The organism is Vibrio sp. M60_M70 (genome assembly GCF_037162085.1).
Classification (GTDB): domain Bacteria; phylum Pseudomonadota; class Gammaproteobacteria; order Enterobacterales; family Vibrionaceae; genus Vibrio; species Vibrio diabolicus.
The window spans coordinates 1634689-1653656 of the sequence record NZ_JARLUL010000002.1; the positions used below are offsets into that span (position 1 = coordinate 1634689).

Here is an 18968-nt window from a genome sequence, read left to right on the forward strand (position 1 = left end):
GTTAATTCTTGTTTGGTTGATGTGATTATATGTGAAGATTAATACTAAGACTTCGCTTTAAATCACATTTTTTCACATAAATTAACAATGTCGTGATATATACCTCTTTATGGGAAGAGACATTCCGAGCAGTTAACACAAGCGAAGGCTGTTCTTACAACGTTGAGAACATAATTCACAGATATTCACAAAAAATAAAAAGATTGGTAGGATACTGAAAAACAAGAATATAGAAGTGAAATTATGATCCCAGCAGAACGTCAAAGAACCATATTATCCCTGTTATCACATCAAGAAGTGTTAAGCATTTCAGATTTAACCGACCACCTTGGCGTATCACATATGACCATTCGTCGTGATATCGTGAAGCTTGAATCCTCAGGTAAAGTCGTTTCTGTTTCTGGTGGAGTGCAACTCGCTCAAGCTCTACATTCAGAACTTTCCCATGATGCGAAGGTCGAGCAACAAGCGGATGAAAAGATTCAAATTGGTAAGCTGGCGGCTACGTTAATTGGCCAAGACGCTACTATTTACTTGGATGCGGGAACAACCTCTCTAGAAATCGCCCATCAAATAGCAAATCGTAATGATCTTTTAGTGATCACCAATGACTTCTCTATTGCTGCTTTCCTTATGACGCACAGTGAATGTGAGCTTTACCACACAGGAGGAAAAATTGACCGCGAAAACCAATCCACCATTGGTGGAAAAGTCGCAGAGTTCTTGAACGGGCTAAATATTGATATCGCCTTTATTTCGACTTCTTCTTGGAGCTTGAAGGGCTTATCAACACCTAATGAAAATAAAGTTCTCGTAAAAAAAGCGATCATCAAGGCGGCACAAACCAACTATCTGATCTCAGACTCAACTAAATACGGTCAGATAGCGAGCTTTCATGCATTAGACATCGAGCAATTGGACGGAATTATTACCGATCGAAACCTATCAGAAGTGGTCACACAAGAATTAACGGATAAAGGATTACGTGTTTATAAAGAGTAACACTACCTAAACACCTGAGTTCGCGTCACTTTTATACTCGTTAATCTATAGGTGCTTCCAATATACATAGACCTTATTGTGTACTTTCTGGCAGAAAACACATCCTTTTGTTTTCTAAATTACCAAATTACTGATTACATCTGGATATGGACGCTCACTTCGCTTTATCGCTGCTCGTCACTTGTCATCAAAAATCAAATTCACCGCAATTGCCATCAAAACTAAGCCTGAGATTGGCAGCAAGACACCTAATGGCGAGCGCTCTATGTAAGGCAGATTCTCTGCAATCAATAAACCCCACTCGGGTTCTGGCGGCTTAACGCCTAGTCCGATAAAACTCAGAGAAGTCAGGCTGATCGTAATGTACGGCAAACGCAGAAACGCGTGACGAATCAATGGCGGCAGCACATAAGGCAACAAGTAGTAACGGAGTACTCGCCACTGACTGGTTCCCCAAATGGGCGCAAGATGCGTATAAGGCTGCACTTTGGCTTCCATCAACAAGCTCGCGCAGGGCGCCGCTAATGGTGCCCACGACACCATAACAATCGCAATCAAGGCACTGTTTGGGTTCATCCCCGTTAGACCAGCGGTCAGCAGACCCGCCACAATGTATGGCACACCTTTGGTGATCTCAATTAAGCCTCGGCTATAACGAGTCACGAAGCCGAGCAGCAAACTAATCACCAAACTTAGGAACGTTGCGATGATGCCCATTTTGATCGTCGACCTCATACCGCCGCCTACACGAGCAAGCAGATCTCGACCAACGGCGTCGGCACCAAACGCAATTCAAGGCGAGTAAAGTGGATGGTGTAAGGATCGCGCATTAACGCCCACCCCGCACAACCAATCAGCAAGGCAAAGCGTAAGATTTGAAACTTACTGATGTTCGCCGATAGCCAAGTGATCACCCAAGGCTCATCTAATACACGCTAAGGCTGTCATTGAGCAAGCGCCCGAACATGAACCAGAGTTCTCCAGCAAGGAATAGCATGGATAACTGATACAACCAGCAAACGTATTCTCATACAAAGCTTCAAATAGGATAACGACTTATGAGAAAAGCCAAGTTAACTACATATAAATGAGTTTCTAGTTTGGAAAGATTAGCGTTTGGTTGAGCATGGCAGATCAGAATATATCTGCCATGTCATAACGGTAGTGATTGGTGAAAAGAGACCGTACAGATGATATTTAAGGCTTGTGGGTTTCATCTGACAATGTTTAGGTAGATACCAAGCCTTATGTTCTGTAAAGCACCTTAATTAAGTTTCCTTAAAGACATAACTATTTTTGTGACATATAACACATCAGATGCCACTAAATGCTAAGCTAGCTGCACTTATACTTGTGTGACAGATAAATGGCATGGAAACATTACACTGCTAACTTGGACAGTATCTAACTCGAGTCCCAGTTACCATCTAAAACAACGCTGAAAAACCATGTGTTAACAAAACTCCCCGTGCTTAACTTAGCAACTGATACTACAGGTCTTTAGTAGAAAGAATGATTAGAGTCTGTTTTTGAAACACAAAATGGGTTTATGTTTTGCCTTTCTTCTCACAACAAACTTTAATATGTACCGATAAAAACTAGTCAAAAGAGAAATAAGTACAATACGAAAATCAACAAACCAAAATATGAACAATTATTTTTTATACGTCTCTAAAGCTTCCTTATATAGACCTTCGACTTCATCAATAAAGCTTTGCTTATTAATATAGAACTCACCTAACTTAAGATAGATATTTTTATAAATAATGTTATGAGCTGGATTTTTGATACGTTCTTCATCATACTCATCCATTACAATCTCTTTTTCAACACATAAATCCAATAACTTAAGTATATCTTCCTTTCCTATTCTATCTATTGGAGTCCAATCTAATCCATTTAATGAAAAGCAGGTTGTTCCATTATCATTAATTTTTAAGATTTGCATAATCTTGCCCTCGGTTATCATATGGTTTCTGACCAGCTTCAAGAGAGTCTAATTGTATGTTATAATTTTTTACTGTCTTACCATCATGAGTTGTAAGATAGGTATCTGTAGGGTGACCAAAATAAACATTATATTCTAGACTTTCCTTTATAACGTTTTTTTCTGTATATAATATATAGTCTGGTTCTATAGACGCTCCAACTGTGTTGTTGTGTGTAACTACAACTACTGGCATCTGCTTAGATAAATCCTTAATTATTTTATTCACACTTTCAAATAAAAATACATTATCAAACGAAGACTCTGGTTCATCAATTAATAAAATATCATAGTCTTTTGCATCGTGGAGACTTTTCAATAATCTGTACTCAGATCTTTCGCCTCCAGATACAGTTGTACCATACTTGTTTAAGATTCTATATGAGACTTTCGTAAATAACTTATAAAGCTCTACATCTTCTATTCCTGCTTCTTTTAACTTATTTATATAATTAAAAGGCTCTTCATAGTATTTATATGCATCTTGTAATGAGTTTCTACCTTTAAAAACCGTCTTTAAATCTGAGGCTCCAGAAAACTTGTCTCTTTCAGCTACTACAGAGTAACCGTAAAGCTCTTTTGTACCAATACGTTTTTTTTCTCTAATTGCCATAACTATTTCATTGAATTTTTTGGCTTTTGCTTTATTCAAGGCTAGTTTTCTAAAGTTTATACTATCAATAGTTTTATGAGAAGTCTTATAACTAAGCTCAGATTTAATCTTCGTTACCATATCATTTACCAGTTGCATTTTCTTATTAGCCAACACATCAAATTTATATTGATTTATTAGACTAGTATGCAACGAAATTAAACTTTCCCGACTAACAGACCTCTCTATCAACTCAGCATATTCTGTATTTTTAATTATATTTTGAACAGAACTTATTAGCTTTTCAAGCACATTGAGTTCCTTCTCAAGAAAAACATGTTCAGAAAATAAAATAGCTTTAGAATATATATCTTTCCTAGCTTGGTTATGTGCATTTTCCAAAAGAGAGCTTAAAAAAGCTCGACTTCATTTTCATCATTCTTCAAGTTTATCCTATGAACATCATCTACTACAGACTTGAAGCGTGATAAATATCGTTCAGTAAACTCACTCTGGTTTTTACTAACTGCATCATCAAACTCCTTTTTGTCTCTTTCTTCATTATTTTCAAGAAGCTCAAACTGACGAATAAACTTAACCGCATCCTCTCCGGAACTTTTTTTAATTTTCTCCAGAGTATACGACTTACCGGAAGATCTCTTACCTAGAATAACATTTAGACCTGTAGATAGCCTTATTCCAGAATCCATAACATTAAAGAAATCATTTCCTTCTTGTTCACTAAGGCTCACAAAACTCTTTTTAGTCAGCGCTATTTTTAGATTTCTAAAATCAAGAGACTCTAAATTGATATATGTAGCTCTTGATTCAAATTCTGTGAGTCCCAGTTTCATTCTCAGATCACTGAATAGAACTGGAACTAAAGAACCTTCTTCTTTATATTGCTGAATAAACTTTTTAGGCGACTGTACTTCACCAGCAGTGATAAAATCAGATAGCTTGTCCAAAATATATTTAGTAATTTTAGGGCTCTTATCATAGTGAGGAATGAGTATGTATTTTTTTAAGTTAGGAAAGATCTCTTTAAACTCTTCAAGAGAAATATTCGGATGAGGATAGTTGACTCTTTTTGTTACCTCTTTACACCGCATGTCAAAGTCAACCAAATCATCCCCCTCTGATATCAATAACATATGCCCCCCATCTAAATCTATTTCAATACCTGGGAATACTATTGCGTCTATTTCTCTTTTAATCTCAGAAAACTGCCCTAAGTCAAATACATTATGATTTGTTATGGCTATGCAATCGAGTTTTGAAACCTCTACATACTTTTTAAGACTATCTAATGAGTATTCAAACCATGGATCCGACTCTGTATGGACAGTGTGTAGATGAAGGTCAATTTTTTTCATAATATCAACAACCCAGTAATTAGTTTAAACACTATCAGTGTCAGAAAGTACGGTGCTGCAAATCAGATGTTGGTAGCCATCTAACACTCAAATACATCTTTATGTACACGCTAGCATATTCATTTATCGTTGTCGTCTATCAAACCCCAATATAACAACCAGTTATCATATTCTTATTTTTCTCTTTTGGTACTCTCATATAGGAACCCTTCATGCTATACCCATTAGGTATACCCAAACGACTACGGTCAAACCTTGATCAAACAGTACCCAATAGGATTGCCTTTGATTTATGACCACAATAAAATCTAACGCATCTAAAGTTAAACGGGTACACCTAATGGCGCATATAGCTTACCTACGAGTTTCAACTATTGAGCAGAATACTGAACGTCAACTGGCAGACTCAGGCATCACCTTCGATAAGAGCTTTGTGGATAAATGTAGTGGAGGGTCAACTAACAGACCAGCCTTAGCAGCCCTTAAAGATTATGCACGTGAAGGAGACACAATTCATGTCCATAGTATCGACCGTCTAGCTCGTAACTTGGTTGATTTGAAGCAGTTAGTAAATGACTGGACTAGCCAAGGGATTAGCATTAGATTCCATAAAGAGAACCTAAGCTTCAAAGCTGGTGGCTGTGACCACATGTCTGAGCTGATGCTTAACATGCTGGGTGCCGTAGCTCAGTTTGAGTTAGCAATGATTCAAGAAAGACGTCAGGAAGGCATTGAGAAGGCTAAAGCAGCAGGTAAATATAAAGGCAGACCAACAAACAGTGAAAACCACCTACGTATCCACCAGCTGCGTTCTAAGGGACTATCTTTGCGGAAGATAGCCTCTCAGGTAGGTGTATCCTTGTCTACAGTGCAAAGAGCTTTATCAAAGAACGTAACTTAGTAACTGAACAAAAATCTAAAAATTCAATCACACATTGTTTATAAAAATAAGGATACGCAGCAATAGAAATCAAATAGTTGTACTCCAGCCCCTCCCCCTTATTCAGATACAAACCGAACAGAGAAATAATCACTAAGTAATCATATATAGGTACCAAGACCACTATGAATCAATTCATGGCAGATAGCAGATTTGAGTATTTAGACCCTCGTACTCTCATACTAGATCCAGCAATGCAAGCCCGTGACGTTGAACTCATACAAGACAAACGAGTACGTTCAGCGCAAGAGATCAAGCAAGAGAGTCAAAGCAAAGAGATTCTTGAAGACCTTCGTAATGGACAGCCTATAAGGCAGCCTATCACCGTTTTTGTGGTCGATGATAAGTATTATGTAGTGGATGGTTTCCATCGTACTGGAGCTTGCTTGGAGTATCTTGCAGAAAACCCAAATACTGAACTAAAGATTAACTCACGAGTGATATATAACCGTACTTACATTGAAGCGTTTTCAGCAGCTCAAGACGCCAATCAGTCACATGGTGTAGGTGTTACTCATGATGAAATTATGCAGGCTAAGTTCCGCAAGTTAATTGTAAATAAAGAATTTGACCTAAGTGTATCTCAAGTAGTAAAGGCCGTGGGTTGTAGTCGTGGTCAAGCTGCGCATATTGCTAGAGACTTAAAGGCTTGTGGTGAAGCTCTAGGTGATAACATCTATATGAAAATAGTAGATTTAGAGAGCTTTGTTGAACGCCTTAGATTTGGTCTGGAGAGTAAATATCACTTACCGAGCAATTGTTGGGACTCTAAAGGTTTTCCTAAGATCAGACGTCTCTCAGATGCAATTACTGGCAAAGATAATATGTCTGCGTATTTCGGTGATTGCGAACGCTTGTTTCGGTTTATTCCGAACACCTTAACCAGCACTTTTTCTCTTTCCCTATTTTTACTCTAAGTGTTCGGATTGCGCCAGTTTTCTCATTGATTCTCCTCCCAGTTCTATTCGATGACTATTGTGAACTAGACGATCCATTAGAGCGTCAGCGACAGTGGCGTTGCCGATCATGTTGTACCATTCTTTTACTGGTAACTGGCTGATGACGATTGTGCTGCTGTTTTGGTAACGATCTTCAAGTACTTCTAACAAGTGACCAGCATGCTCTTGAGTCAGTTTTTCCATCCCCCAGTCGTCGAGGAGTAGTAAGCCTTTCTTAGCCAGCGACTGAAGTTGTTTTTGATAACTACCATCCAGACGACCTGCGGTCAGGTCATCGAGCAAGCGAGTTAATCGGTAGTATCTGACCGTTTGCTGTTGGTCGCAGGCGCTGGTTGCCAGTGCGCAACCAAGATACGTTTTACCTGCGCCTGTTGGGCCTGTGATCAAGATGTTCTGGTGCTTGTGCAGATAGCCACCCGTTAGCAGTTCGCTCATCTGCTTGCGGTTGAGGTTTCGTCCCTCCTTGTAAATAAGTTGGCTCGGCTGAGCATCCACTCTCAGCTTGGCTTGTCGTTTCAGGCGTTGGATTTTGGTTTGATTGCGATTCAAGATTTCACTTTCCAGAAGTAGGCTTAACCTCTCCTCGAAGTCCAGCTCTGCGTAGGTGGTCAGTTGCTCTTGTTGCTGCTCTAACGCTTTCGCCGCATGACTTAAGCGCAGGGTTTTGAGTTGGTCATTCAGTGCGTTCATATCCTTTCTCCTAGTGATAACAGTTCGGGCCACGAACATTGCTGTGAACAAGGTTCGGCGTATTCGCTTTATCTTTACTCAGGTGCCCCTCACGATTGTTCTTGAGTAGATTGTTGACGAAGGTGTAATTGGGTTTTGTCAGCATCAATGCATCTTTACAGGCTTGTTCTAGGCGCGACTCGCCATAGGTTTTACTCAGATTGAGCAGCCCAAGACAGGAACGATAGGCCTGCTCTGGATGAGGTTTGGCGTTCAGCATCTTATTGACGACTTCTCGGGTGGCTGGGCCGATATTGGCTCCCCAGTTGAGCAAGCGTCCAGGCGACCACTTTTGATGTTGATGGTTACTCGGCATGTGCTCTGGTTGAGTGCTGTTTCCACGTTCCCTTTGGCTGCGTGGATGTTGAGCGATCAAGTTACCTTGGTGGTAGATCTGCACCAGACGGTTGGAGGCTTCCAGCTCGACATGGTGGCCAACCAGTTGATGGGGAACCGAGTAGTAGTGACGGCGATATTCGATGTGATAATCAGGCCCAACTTTGGCTCGCTTGGTTTCGGTATAGAGATATCGCTGTTTAGGAAGGGGCTTTAACGCGGGTTTATCGAGTTTGTCGAACAGTGCTTTGCGGCTCGCACCATACTGCTTCATCTCACGTTCGTTTAAGTCATTCATAAGCTCACGGATGGCGAGGTTCAGCTCTTTAAAGGTATGGAAGGTTTGATGGCGAAGTCGCATCATGATCCAACGTTCCACTAGGAGGACGGCATTTTCTGCTTTGGCTTTGTCTTTCGGTTTGTAGGGGCGAGCTGGCATCACGGCAGTTTGATAATGATTTGCCAGTTTTTGATAGCTTTCATTAAGCCTCGGTTCATAACGGTTAGGTTTGCTGACCGCGCTGCGTAGATTATCGGGAACCAAGAGATGGGGGACGCCACCGAAGTGCTCGAAGGCATTGGCATGCGCCTCTAACCAGTAAGACTTCCCTTGGCTGGGGAAGGCTTCCACATAGGTGTAGTTGGACGCGCCTAAGCTTGCTACGAACACTTCTGCTTCGCGCACTTCACCTGTATCAGGGTTGACCACTTGAAGCCGAGGCCCACAGTAATCGATAAACAGCTTATCACCTGCAACATGGAGCTGACGCATACTGCGCTTTTGGGTTTTGAACCAACGAGTGAAGTGCTCGCAGAACTGAGTGTAAGCGTAAGCTTGCTCTTGATATTGCTCATGGTACTCCTGCCACAATAACATCTTTGTCATGCCTTTACGTTTGAGTTCGACAGCGTACTGAGCGAAGTCTGGCATAACCTTGTCTCGACTGGCTTGCTTCGAATGATATAGGGCTTTGGTAAGGTCCGTATCACTGCAACCTTCTGGGAGAGGCCAGCCTATCTGACTTTGCTTAAAGCGAGCGACAAGCTCTGAGACTGTTGCAAGGCTGACATTGAGACAACTAGCAATACTACGGTAGGACAACCCACACTCGTACTTAAGGCGTAATATCTCTTTGATTTTGTTCATTGGAGTTCTCTTTTTAGCCATTGTCGCTTCCTTACGTTCTTGTTTAAGAAGTAAAGAATAGCGAGCTATTGATTTAAAAGAGAAAAAGGAAGGATTTCGGGCATTCCGAACGCGGTTTTCGCTATTCCGAACGCTGATTTCGGAGTTCGCTTAAAAGTGTTCGGATAATCGCGGAATGTACGTTCGGATTAAACCGAAATAGGTGTTCGGGTCATACCGAAATGGCTGTTCGGAATGCTCCGAAATACGCAATGTCAAACCTAGACGATGAAAAGTGGGAGCAGCAACAGATCAAAGATGTCTCAAACAGTCTCAGTCGTCTCATTACATTTTACGGAGAGGATATCTTTAGGGAAGGCTTACGAAAAGTAACTAGAGGTTCACAACTAGGCATCTCTATATCCCAAAGAAATAAGTGGCTAGATCAGGTTGGTTCTATAGAAGGGTGTATTCAAGACAAAAATGACGGAATTAAAGCACCTGACTTAATCGAAAATTACGACTTTTAGAAATAACGTTGTGAGCTCGTAAGCCTTATACCACAAGGCCTACGGGCTCATTTAAACAAAGATGTACACGTGTGTACAATGAGAGTTACTTAGGTGTACACAACAGAGTATTACTAATCTCGTTTCTTTTGGCGTCAGTAGCAGGAAGCAATTCAAAAGTCTCTAGACCATCCTTACTCTCAAAAAGTGCACCTTTGAGACTATGATCACATTGAATACTTACAAGCTCATCACCATCCTTTCTATATATCTTTATATACCGATACTCTTCTTTCTTATCTGCATGCATTTCTATTTTGCTCAAGTACCGTCGTAAAACTTGATTAAGCTTTATTCGACCATCTATATCTTTAGTACTATCAATGAGCTCGAGAAAACGGCCAGTTAACATTTCAGAATCTTGTTTTTGAATTACTAACTTACCTTGAGAGGTCTCTAGTTCTGTTTTGACATTAGAAAGTTGCTTCTCAATGTTCGTGACTGACGTTTTTAGCTCACGAAATTTACTTTGTAGCTGATCGTTTAATCCGAGTGCTGCAATGGCATTTATCGTATTGTCTAATTGTCTTCTGGTATCTTCTAGAAGGAATGTTAGTTCTCGTTCTTTAGCATTCAACTCTTTGATATTGTTGTTATCCTGACTACCCATAACTTCAAGGATAGGTAAGCGGCGTAAAGCAAAGAGAACGAAGGAAGACAGCCTGTAGAAGTTCCAAGGGCTATCAAAACAACTAATGCGATATTGAAGACAACGAAGCTGGTAATACCTTTTTCCTTTAACGCATGAGCTCACAATATGCATACCTTCACCACATGAACACCGAAGTAGACCAGCAAAGTAATTGCGCATCTCTTTTCCCCTGCGCCCTTTTCCTGCACCACCTTCTTTTAAGACGGCTTGTACTTCATTAAACTGGTCTTCATCAATAATCGCAGGGTAGTAGTTTTTTATAGCCTCGCCTTCAGGCTTCCCATTTAAGGTTGGTTGGTACTCACCAAGAACTGCACGATATTGAAGAATTCTGGATATACTTCTTGGATACCACGCTCTACCAGTTAAAGGCTTCCGGCCTTCCTCTGTTAAAAGACGACCAATCCTAGGCGTGCCATACCCATTAACGTATAAATCAAATATTTTTCGAACGGTTTCCACACGTTCAGGAATAAGCTCAAATTCGGTTTTATCTTGATTGACACGCAACCAACTAGGACAGCGTCTCGTGATAATTTCTCCAGTAAGACGAGCCTTTTCACGAGCCTTTGCCTTAGCGTTCAGAATCATTTGGCTTTTACGTTCTGACTCTTCAAAGGCTCGCTGGGCACTTAAAGCCCACGCCATTAAATCCATTAGAGGATTATGAGAATCAGGTTCGTATAACTTACTATCGGTGAATGTATAAATGCTAATACCACTAGCCAGTAGCTGCATTAGAAGTGAGACCGCACGCTGGACACCAGCACGGGAAAGACGGTCAACATTTTCCACTATCAGAACGCTGCCTTTCTCAATATAGCCGTCTTCGACACATTGAAGAAACTGGCTTAAGGCACCAGTTTCAATATTTGCACCTTTCCAACCACTGACTCCAAGATCAGAAAAGGTCTTTTCACTAAGTGACCAGCCGTGAGCTAGAGCAGCTGCCTGTATAGCCTCCCACTGACGCTCTTGACCATAACCTTGAATTTGTTTTTTTGAAGAAAGTCTTACATAACTATACGCTGTGCGCATAACGCCCTCCTAAATAACAAGGGCGGATTCTAGAGTTATGTCATAACCGATACAATACTTTTACAACATGCCAGCCGAACTTGGTTTTGACTAGGTGTGGCGTCAAAACCTCGCCAGAAAAGCACACTTTGTCGAACTGAGGTACCATTTGACCACGGCGGAACTCACCAAGATCACCACCGCGCTTGCCTGACGGGCAAGTGGAATACTTCTTCGCTAGTGTCTGAAACTTTGCGCCTTTTTTCAGTTGCTTGATAATGTCTTCTGCTTGCTCTTTGTGCTTCACAAGAATATGTAATGCGGCTGCTGTATTTGCCATTGATCTATCTCTCACTATTCTGGTCGCGCAAGTGTACCCAATCCCTTTTAACACGCCAAACATTTCTTGTTTATACCTAGGCGGCTTCAAGGTTCAAATACATGGGACTATCAAACTTTCGGCATGACAAGATTAAAATACAACCAAGTTTTGCTCAGTTAATCACTATTCTTTAAGAGATTGTCTAAAAAGCTCACATTTGTCTCTCCGATGGTTGAAGCCTTCGTCTGATAAGATTAGATTAGACACAATTCGGTGGTATTTATAAGGTTATTTCATGGCAAAAGTCGTTAGTAAAGCGAATCAATCTCAGGGCATGTTGATGTTCAAACTCACCCTGCAACAGAGTTTCGCGATAGGCACGCTAAAAGTCCGTGAAATCGTTCCGTATATGCCAACCACGAAGATCCCTTACTCGCATCATCACGTCATTGGCACCGTTACAATACGTAACTTAACAGTGCCTGTGATCGACATGTCAGCGGCTGTCGGCTTTCGTCCTATCAGTGAAGAAGAATACAAGAATTGCTACTTGATCGTGACAGACTGTTTGCGAACCGTGGTCGCCTTTATGGTTCGTAGTATTGAGAAGATCATTGAATGCGATTGGAAAGCCATTGAAACCCCACCAGCGAGCGCTGGGAAAAATATTTTCGTAACAGGTATTACTCGCTACGAAGACAAAACGGTTCAGATGCTGGATGTAGAACTGCTGCTTTCCAAAATTTATCCGCAATACGAAAACTCAAAGATCCCGATGCTGACAGATGTTGAACGTGAGCGCCTAAAAGCATTAAGCATTCTTTTGGTGGATGACTCTTCCATCGCTCGTAAACAGCTGTGTGATGCTCTTGATAGTATCAATATCGGATACCAAATTTGTAAAAATGGTTTAGACGCATTAGAGCTCATGAAAAGCGAGGCTGAGGCTCATCGACCAATCGATATTTTGGTCAGTGATATTGAGATGCCAGGGCTTGACGGCTACGAGCTAGCATTCGAAGTACAAAATGACTCCGCTCTTAATCACTCATACCGCATTTTGCATACGTCGTTATCGAGCGAAATCTGTGTAGACAGAGCTCACCAAGTTGGCGCACACGAGGCGCTTGAGAAGTTCAATGCTGGTGAGCTGATTGAAGCCATGCTGCGCGGTGCAAAAGAACTAGAAGCCAAAGCTATGGCTTCTTAACTCTTAACTAAACAGCCAAGAAGCAAATTGTCGAATATGGTGTTTTGCGGCCATTTTTTCGCGCAGAAGCTTTGATGTTCGCAGCTGCTAGTTTCTCAGGTCACTTCTTTGGCATCGAGTAACTACGAGATACAAACTCTGTCTCTTCGACTTGATTGATGTGATTAATATAAGAAGCCAAGCTATAAAGTACATTCGCCAATAAGTTCGCGTAACGAAATAGAATGGGGGCAGGTTGCTTCTTACCTGCATGTTCGATCGCAACTAATGCTCGTACCGTTTTTTTAGCTTGGCAACGGCACAAATGCAATTGACTGGATGCAGGGTGCCCTCCGGGTAGAACGAAACCTTTGAATCCACCGTCAATGCGTTGCTTAAGTAATTCATAATCTGCCTTTAGCTCTTCAACTTCCGCTTCTGTAATCGCTAGCTTTCCGCGAACCGAACCATTTAGGTGATATACATTAGGCTGCATTCTTGTCAGTATATCGCGGCTAAACTCGTCCAGATCCATCGCGAGAACTAAACCAATACGACTACAAAGTTCATCTGCCGTGATTTCAAAGTCACAAACCGGACTGTCCTCGTAAATAAAGGGATAGCAAATCTCGCTCAATTCCTTGCTCACAGGCTTCATGCTTTTGTTCCAATATAAAAAAGGGAGCCAGTATAACCTAACTCCCCTTATGCGTTCATTATTCCGAATGCTCGATATTTACATGACCGGTTTACAATCAAGCACTTTCGATTTTCTTGTGACCTTCTTGAAGGTGAACAAAGTCCACTAAATCGTCGCCAGAGACTTGATACGCTTGACCAAAGCCTTTAACAAACAGTCCCGATTCTGGCTTTAAGTTAAACAACACGAAATCCTCTAGTTGGCTGAGACCATCAATTATCTCCCCAAAACGTTCTTTCATTTGTCCAACAACTTGGTGCCACATCTCCGTGTCACGCTCAACCACATTTGCCACAGCATCAAAAGTTAAGCGCTTACGAGCAAACAACTGCTTTGAAGATTCTTCATCTTCGATCATCATCAAAGAAACGTTAGGATTTTCTAGAAGGTTACGAGCATGACGAGCGATTTTAGAAATGAGTACGAAGTAGCCTTCCTGATTTTGGACATAAGGCGCGTAACTTACATTAGGGCGACCTTCTGCATCGACAGTTGCAAGCTGAAGCGTACGACGCTCCTGACGAAACTCTTTGATCTCTGGCCCTAAACGACCTTGCAAACGCTCTTGTTTAACTTGTTGATCCATATTGATACCTGACTTTACTAATTAGTATTCGAGTTGAGCCTCGATTATGTTTGTGATTACTTTTTCAATTCGGCTTGTAAGGCTCGGAATGCGGTGACTTGATCTTCAAGTAGCTCGCGCTTTTCGTTACGGCCTAAATAAACTTTGAAAATATTGCTTCCGCACTCAGAGAAAAAGCCAAAATAGTGACTCTCTCTACTCATAAACGGTTTGCTGACCAACGCAACATTTTTAACATTATCTAGCTTCAAGTGACCGTGTAGCTCACCTTCTCTGCCCATTAAATTGTAATAGCCACGCGCTACTTTTCCCTTTGGGAATGGCGCTTTGACTTCAAAAATAGAGCCAAAAGAGTGAACAATAGTCGTCACTGGGCCGAAACCAACCAAACCTTCTAGAATGCTTTGTGCTTGCGCTCCTGGAGCGATGGCTACCATTTCCTGCGGCAAAGCCGCAACAACCTCAAATTCAGAAATACCGAGACGTTCAGCCATCGCAGCTGGCAATAATTGTGGTTCTTGCTCTAGTAATACTTCAACTTGTTGCTTGATTGATTCCATTGTGTCTTCCGTTTTTGTTCAATTTGTTTTCATTAATTATTGGATACTTTCGGTACGGTTTCGTTCATCTCTGACGTAAGTACCTGAATACAACCTTGAGCCAATGAAACAGCCCAGAAACTACCAGCAAGAGTAAGAACTAGGCTGCGTTCATGCAGTTCCACTAAACCTTTTTGCTGCCACACTTTAAATAGAGGCATTAAAAATCCGAACGTGTCCTCCCCCATAAACGATGGCAGTTGGTTTGCCTGAACGATACCGCGATCAAACCCGGATTTGAGTGCAGCAAATAGTGGCTCTAGAGGGCTTTGCTTCATCATCATAGCGATGGTGCTTTGCCCTTCTTTGATGGCTTTAATATAGGTCGCCAATGTGCGATGTTGCATCATTCCGTAACCACCGATATTACCTCCAGCGCCACAGCCAATTGGCAGTACCTCTGCATATGTCTTGGCTAAACTGTTGTATATACTACGTTCACGGTTATCGATTGCCCAATGGTTCACACTCAGTTGCTTCATATGGTGTTTGGCCATAAAGTTCACACCAAGCTCATACATGCCTGCTTTTTCTGGCGTGGTAGCTGGTGGGGGGATTTTTCCTTTTTCTACAAGGTTGAGCATGGGAGCTGACCCACCAACCACTAACTGATACAAATCCAGTCCGTGTGCGCCAGTCGAGAGAAAATCATTTAAATCTTGCTCTAACACTTCTTTGGTTTGATAAGGCAAGCCGTAGAGTAAATCGATAATGACAGGAATTTTGTCTTCATTGGCAATCTCACCAACTCGCTTTAGCACATCTTCTCTATCATCTAATCGTTTCGCGCTGCGACGCACTTGTGTATTAAAACTTTGTACACCAAAAGAGAAACGATTAAATCCACCGTCGAGAGCGCCTTGGTATAGCTCATCAGAAAAACGGTTGATGCGACCTTCTAAGGTGATTTCACAATCCGCAGCCAAAGGAAAGTGATCATGAATCGCCTGACCTAACACGCGAACCTGTGCTGGAGACAGATCCGTTGGCGTTCCACCACCGATATACACAGCATGGAAAATACCGTTTTGTGTCCAAGGCAATGCAGCTTTCTCCTTGAGCTCCTGCATCAGTGCGTCAAAGTACTCGTCAACCAGTGCGCGGCTCGCAGCATTTTGAAAGAAGTTACAAAAGGTGCAACGTACGCGACAAAATGGAACGTGAATATAAAGACAACGTTTATTGGTCGCTTTAACCGAGTTAGCGGTAACGCTTGAAAAAATTGCCTGTTGCTGAGGTGGAGGTACAGGCACGCTCGCTCCGCCAGCGTGTGCCGAATGTTTCTTAACAAAGGCAAATCGCAATGGGTCAGGGCTATCGCTTCCCAACACTGATTCGTCAAATTTATCGATATCGACGCTCATATATACTCGCTTAGCTCCCACCATATAAGGGATGGAGGCTGGTCTTTAAAAATCTGCAAGAATCATAATTTGAGCGTAATGATAATGCAATTGATAATTGATCTTATTTCGGTTGTGAGTAATAATCTGCTCAAGTTTTCATAGTTTCCCGAGATATTCCGTGAACGTACAAAGATATGTCATTGCAGGAGGTGCTTCCCTTGCCATCCATGCCGCACTTCTTTTTGTTTCTCAAGATACGAAAGTGTTCGCGATGCCTGCTGGAAATCCAGCAAGTTCGGTAAGTTTAAACCTTGTATCGGTACCACCACCTACCGTCGAAAAATCCACGCCAGAAAATGTGGCGCCACCAAAAGAGCCGCAGCCTCAGGAACAGCCTGAGCCAGAAAAGAAGATCGTAAAGAAACAGGTCGTCAAGAAAGACGCTGTTAAGAAAAAGGTAGTGAAGAAAAAACAGAGCCGGTTAAACAATCTAAGCCTAAGACGGTGGAACCAGCCAAAGCCGTAACAAAACAAGAGAATCAGCCCGAAGCCAAACCGAAGAAAAAAACGGAACCGGCGAAGAAAGAGATGGTCGCTCAGCAAACCGCGCCAGCGAGCCAATCCAAAGGGGCAACGTCTCAACCTATTTTGGTCGACAAACCAACGTTTGTTAATCAACCAACTCAGCCTCGCTACCCAAGATCTGCACAAAGACGCGGTATCGAAGGCGTAGCCTTATATGAAATATGGCTCGATGAAAATGGCAATCAAATTAAACAGGTTTTGATTGAGTCTTCCGGCACAGAATCGCTGGACGCCTCAGCGCTTCGTGCCATCAAACAATGGCAATTTACACCACATATTTCGGGCGGGCTAAAAGTGGCTCACCGAGTAAAAGTACCTGTTCGTTTTAAGTTGGATGGATAATGGAACAACTACAAGAATTACAAACTCAACTTGGCCTAATGACATGGCCTTTGATCATTTGCTCAGCCCTCACCGTCATGATCATTACCGAGCGGTTATTCCACGTTTTGATTAGCCTTGGCGTCGGGAAACGAGCCATTCGCCAAAAGCTCATTGGGTTAGACCCAACGAATGGAAACGATCTTGAGACGCTTGCAGAAGAATTGTCACATAAGCGACCGCTCCTTTATCGTGGCGTTGCCATGTTGCTTGCCCATCACTCTTTCTCAAAGTCTCTAAGAGAAGATGCCGCAGGCATTTGGCTGCAAGAAAAACGTCATCAGCTGCATTCTGGCCTTCGCTTACTGACGTTGATTGGCGTAATTAGCCCTTTGATTGGTTTGCTTGGTACGGTACTTGGCTTAATTGAGATGTTCAAAGGCATCGCTGTCTCAACGGGGAATATCACCCCGAATGATTTGGCAGACGGTCTAGGCTTGGCCATGCGCACTACTGCAGCAGGTCTTATTATCGCCCTTCCTGCGATTTCAGGAGCACAAATCATTGGTTTGTGGGCGGATCGTGTGATCGCCAAACTCGAACACACATTAAACTATGTCAACTTATGGCTTGAAGGTATCTCTCTGCAACACGTGTCGCCAGACAATTCAACATTAGCAGTGCGCTCTTCTGCAAAGGTCGAGGCAGAAGCACAATGATTAAAACGCCAAAAGACAACACTCGTAACGACTTAACTCCTGATTTAACACCGCTGTTGGACATCATTTTTATCGTAATGGTTTTCCTGATGTTAACTGCAGCGGTCAAGCTCGATTCATTAGATGTCAATTTACCGAGTACAGAATCTCAGGCCGTTGCAGATGTCGATAAGCAATCCATCACGGTAAACATTCTTAAAGACGAGCCTTACTGGGCCATTAACGGCAAGACATACATCGATTGGGACAACTTTACCCTCGCGCTGCTAGAAGAGAGTAAATCAAGCGATAAACCGATTGTGATTGGAGCAGAAAAAACCGCGAACATTCAGTCGCTAGTTCAACTTCTCGGCTTTTTACAAGAAAACGGAATTCAGGCAACTCAGTTACTCACTGAAGAGCCATCATAAAAATAAGTAAGATAGAGATCCTTTCAAAATGAAGAACACACGTGCCACCATTCATGCTGTTGTTACGGCAGCCATTTCCCTACTTGCGAGTAGCCAACTTTTTGCCAATGAAACACCATCATCAGAGCGTGTTGTTAGTGCAGGCAGTGCCGTCACTGAACTGTTGCTTGAACTCGACGCCAAAGATAGCTTGGTTGCTATCGACGTAACCAGTCAGTTACCAAAAGGCATGGAGCTGCCTAAAGTAGGCTACCATCGCCGCCTTTCAGCAGAAGGGTTGCTCGCCTTACGTCCGACAAAAGTCATTGGCTCTGATGAGATGGGACCGAAAACAGCATTGAACCAATTAAAAGCGGCGGGGGTAGATGTAGAAATCGTCAATACTGATGCCAACGTTGAGGGCCTTTACCAACGTATCGATCAAATTGCGAACCTTATGAATCGCCAGGCTAAAGCGGAAGATTTAAAGCAAGATGTGAAAGCGCAAGTTCAAGCACTCAATGCAAATCAACCTGCTCAAGCTCAGAAAAAGAAAGTACTGTTTCTACTCATCCATGAAGGTCGACCTGCGAACGTTGCAGGATCAGAAACCACACCCGATGCAATTATCCAGCTAGCAGGCGGACTAAACCCAGCTGCTGACCAGCTGTCTTCTTACAAGCCTTTATCCACAGAAGCCATGGTAGAGATGCAGCCTGACGTTATTCTCGTTAGCGGTCGCAGCTATGAAACGCTGGGCGGTGCCGATGCGATTTTAAAAGCAATGCCACTGCTCGCCACAACACCTGCGGGAATGAATAAAAATATCATCAAGATTGACGGTCACGCCCTTGTTGGTGGTTTGGGTCTTAAAAGCCTTGCAGAAGCCGAGCGTTTGAATGCGCTGCTTTACCCATAGAGACATGA

18 protein-coding genes and 2 pseudogenes are annotated in these 18968 nt (G+C 42.4%); 8 read left to right on the forward strand and 12 right to left on the reverse strand.

The features are described from left to right. Positions 1-243 precede the first annotated feature (243 nt). The gene (locus P4S59_RS22950; RefSeq protein ID WP_005375354.1) at positions 244-1002 is read left to right on the forward strand and encodes a DeoR/GlpR family DNA-binding transcription regulator; all 759 of its coding nucleotides are present in this window, start codon (positions 244-246) and stop codon (positions 1000-1002) included. A gap of 177 nt (positions 1003-1179) precedes the next feature. Here the strand turns inward: P4S59_RS22950 and P4S59_RS22955 are convergent. From P4S59_RS22955 to P4S59_RS22970, 4 genes and pseudogenes are all read right to left on the reverse strand, one after another. After that, a pseudogene (locus P4S59_RS22955) lies at positions 1180-1868 on the reverse strand (ABC transporter permease); the annotation flags it as partial. 788 nt (positions 1869-2656) lie between these two features. Then, the gene (locus P4S59_RS22960) at positions 2657-2950 is read right to left on the reverse strand and encodes a hypothetical protein (protein ID WP_025527099.1); all 294 of its coding nucleotides are present in this window, start codon (positions 2948-2950) and stop codon (positions 2657-2659) included. Next, complete coding sequence (locus tag P4S59_RS22965; protein WP_337169124.1) at positions 2931-3983, reverse strand: hypothetical protein; 1053 nt, start codon at positions 3981-3983, stop codon at positions 2931-2933. Before P4S59_RS22965 ends, P4S59_RS22960 begins: the two co-directional genes overlap by 20 nt. Positions 3984-3991: 8 nt before the next feature. Then, positions 3992-4957 (reverse strand): PHP domain-containing protein, encoded by a 966-nt coding sequence (locus P4S59_RS22970; RefSeq protein ID WP_337169125.1) that lies wholly within the window; start codon positions 4955-4957, stop codon positions 3992-3994. Between the two features lie 340 nt (positions 4958-5297). Here P4S59_RS22970 and P4S59_RS22975 point away from each other — a divergent pair, with 340 nt between their 5' ends. Together P4S59_RS22975 and P4S59_RS22980 are read left to right on the forward strand one after the other, a co-directional pair. After that, the gene (locus P4S59_RS22975; RefSeq protein WP_258658309.1) at positions 5298-5858 is read left to right on the forward strand and encodes a recombinase family protein; all 561 of its coding nucleotides are present in this window, start codon (positions 5298-5300) and stop codon (positions 5856-5858) included. Between the two features lie 176 nt (positions 5859-6034). Continuing rightward, on the forward strand, positions 6035-6814 hold the full coding sequence (locus tag P4S59_RS22980) for a hypothetical protein (protein WP_337169126.1): 780 nt from the start codon (positions 6035-6037) through the stop codon (positions 6812-6814). Here P4S59_RS22980 and istB read toward each other — a convergent pair. From istB to ppiC, 4 genes are all read right to left on the reverse strand, one after another. Next, positions 6806-7546, reverse strand: a complete 741-nt coding sequence (gene istB / locus P4S59_RS22985) for an IS21-like element ISVch3 family helper ATPase IstB (protein WP_238131037.1) — start codon at positions 7544-7546, stop codon at positions 6806-6808. The two genes, P4S59_RS22980 and istB, sit on opposite strands and share 9 nt — an antisense overlap. Positions 7547-7556: 10 nt before the next feature. Further along, positions 7557-9089: an IS21 family transposase gene (gene istA, locus P4S59_RS22990; protein WP_337167981.1), complete on the reverse strand. Its 1533-nt coding sequence runs from the start codon at positions 9087-9089 to the stop codon at positions 7557-7559. Positions 9090-9662: 573 nt separating this feature from the next. Next, the gene (locus P4S59_RS22995; protein WP_337169127.1) at positions 9663-11306 is read right to left on the reverse strand and encodes a recombinase family protein; all 1644 of its coding nucleotides are present in this window, start codon (positions 11304-11306) and stop codon (positions 9663-9665) included. A 40-nt stretch (positions 11307-11346) separates the two neighbouring features. Continuing rightward, positions 11347-11688, reverse strand: coding sequence for a peptidylprolyl isomerase PpiC (ppiC, locus tag P4S59_RS23000; protein ID WP_256894035.1), 342 nt, complete (start codon positions 11686-11688; stop codon positions 11347-11349). Between the two features lie 214 nt (positions 11689-11902). Between ppiC and P4S59_RS23005 the strand changes: the two genes are divergently transcribed. Next, a complete protein-coding gene (locus P4S59_RS23005) occupies positions 11903-12817 on the forward strand; it encodes a chemotaxis protein (RefSeq protein ID WP_005392519.1) in 915 nt (304 codons plus the stop codon). 100 nt (positions 12818-12917) lie between these two features. On the opposite strand, the gene P4S59_RS23010 is transcribed toward P4S59_RS23005, so the two are convergent. The 4 genes from P4S59_RS23010 to hutW all read right to left on the reverse strand — a co-directional run bounded on the left by P4S59_RS23010 (position 12918) and on the right by hutW (position 16045). Continuing rightward, entirely contained in the window at positions 12918-13454 is a 537-nt protein-coding gene (locus P4S59_RS23010; RefSeq protein ID WP_048625311.1) for an ATP:cob(I)alamin adenosyltransferase, read from the reverse strand. 97 nt (positions 13455-13551) lie between these two features. After that, a complete protein-coding gene (gene hutZ / locus P4S59_RS23015; protein ID WP_006742192.1) occupies positions 13552-14082 on the reverse strand; it encodes a heme utilization protein HutZ in 531 nt (176 codons plus the stop codon). 56 nt (positions 14083-14138) lie between these two features. After that, complete coding sequence (hutX, locus tag P4S59_RS23020; protein ID WP_124007549.1) at positions 14139-14642, reverse strand: heme utilization cystosolic carrier protein HutX; 504 nt, start codon at positions 14640-14642, stop codon at positions 14139-14141. A 32-nt stretch (positions 14643-14674) separates the two neighbouring features. Further along, positions 14675-16045: a heme anaerobic degradation radical SAM methyltransferase ChuW/HutW gene (gene hutW, locus P4S59_RS23025; protein ID WP_337169128.1), complete on the reverse strand. Its 1371-nt coding sequence runs from the start codon at positions 16043-16045 to the stop codon at positions 14675-14677. Between the two features lie 160 nt (positions 16046-16205). Between hutW and P4S59_RS23030 the strand changes: the two are divergent. From P4S59_RS23030 to P4S59_RS23045, 4 genes and pseudogenes are all read left to right on the forward strand, one after another. Further along, positions 16206-16954, forward strand: a pseudogene (locus P4S59_RS23030) (energy transducer TonB). After that, positions 16954-17652 (forward strand): MotA/TolQ/ExbB proton channel family protein, encoded by a 699-nt coding sequence (locus P4S59_RS23035; RefSeq protein ID WP_005392513.1) that lies wholly within the window; start codon positions 16954-16956, stop codon positions 17650-17652. Before P4S59_RS23030 ends, P4S59_RS23035 begins: the two are co-directional and overlap by 1 nt. Beyond that, a complete protein-coding gene (locus P4S59_RS23040) occupies positions 17649-18062 on the forward strand; it encodes an ExbD/TolR family protein (protein ID WP_046873761.1) in 414 nt (137 codons plus the stop codon). The genes P4S59_RS23035 and P4S59_RS23040 overlap by 4 nt, the downstream gene beginning before the upstream one ends. Before the next feature lie 28 nt (positions 18063-18090). Continuing rightward, positions 18091-18960 carry a heme/hemin ABC transporter substrate-binding protein gene (locus tag P4S59_RS23045; RefSeq protein ID WP_337169129.1) on the forward strand — a complete coding sequence of 290 codons (870 nt, stop codon included), beginning with the start codon at positions 18091-18093 and terminating at the stop codon, positions 18958-18960. Positions 18961-18968: the final 8 nt, after the last annotated feature.

Bases quoted from the DNA above. Each gene is read 5' to 3' on its own strand.
- P4S59_RS23040 (WP_046873761.1), top strand. From the start codon at position 17,649: ATGATTAAAACGCCAAAAGACAACACTCGTAACGACTTAACTCCTGAT.
- hutW (WP_337169128.1), bottom strand. From the start codon at position 16,045: ATGAGCGTCGATATCGATAAATTTGACGAATCAGTGTTGGGAAGCGAT.
- hutZ (WP_006742192.1), bottom strand. From the start codon at position 14,082: ATGGATCAACAAGTTAAACAAGAGCGTTTGCAAGGTCGTTTAGGGCCA.
- P4S59_RS22995 (WP_337169127.1), bottom strand. From the start codon at position 11,306: ATGCGCACAGCGTATAGTTATGTAAGACTTTCTTCAAAAAAACAAATT.
- P4S59_RS23005 (WP_005392519.1), top strand. From the start codon at position 11,903: ATGGCAAAAGTCGTTAGTAAAGCGAATCAATCTCAGGGCATGTTGATG.
- P4S59_RS22960 (WP_025527099.1), bottom strand. From the start codon at position 2,950: ATGCAAATCTTAAAAATTAATGATAATGGAACAACCTGCTTTTCATTA.
- P4S59_RS22980 (WP_337169126.1), top strand. From the start codon at position 6,035: ATGGCAGATAGCAGATTTGAGTATTTAGACCCTCGTACTCTCATACTA.
- P4S59_RS23045 (WP_337169129.1), top strand. From the start codon at position 18,091: ATGAAGAACACACGTGCCACCATTCATGCTGTTGTTACGGCAGCCATT.
- P4S59_RS22975 (WP_258658309.1), top strand. From the start codon at position 5,298: ATGGCGCATATAGCTTACCTACGAGTTTCAACTATTGAGCAGAATACT.
- P4S59_RS22970 (WP_337169125.1), bottom strand. From the start codon at position 4,957: ATGAAAAAAATTGACCTTCATCTACACACTGTCCATACAGAGTCGGAT.
- istA (WP_337167981.1), bottom strand. From the start codon at position 9,089: ATGGCTAAAAAGAGAACTCCAATGAACAAAATCAAAGAGATATTACGC.
- P4S59_RS23010 (WP_048625311.1), bottom strand. From the start codon at position 13,454: ATGAAGCCTGTGAGCAAGGAATTGAGCGAGATTTGCTATCCCTTTATT.
- istB (WP_238131037.1), bottom strand. From the start codon at position 7,546: ATGAACGCACTGAATGACCAACTCAAAACCCTGCGCTTAAGTCATGCG.
- P4S59_RS22950 (WP_005375354.1), top strand. From the start codon at position 244: ATGATCCCAGCAGAACGTCAAAGAACCATATTATCCCTGTTATCACAT.
- hutX (WP_124007549.1), bottom strand. From the start codon at position 14,642: ATGGAATCAATCAAGCAACAAGTTGAAGTATTACTAGAGCAAGAACCA.
- P4S59_RS23035 (WP_005392513.1), top strand. From the start codon at position 16,954: ATGGAACAACTACAAGAATTACAAACTCAACTTGGCCTAATGACATGG.
- ppiC (WP_256894035.1), bottom strand. From the start codon at position 11,688: ATGTTTGGCGTGTTAAAAGGGATTGGGTACACTTGCGCGACCAGAATA.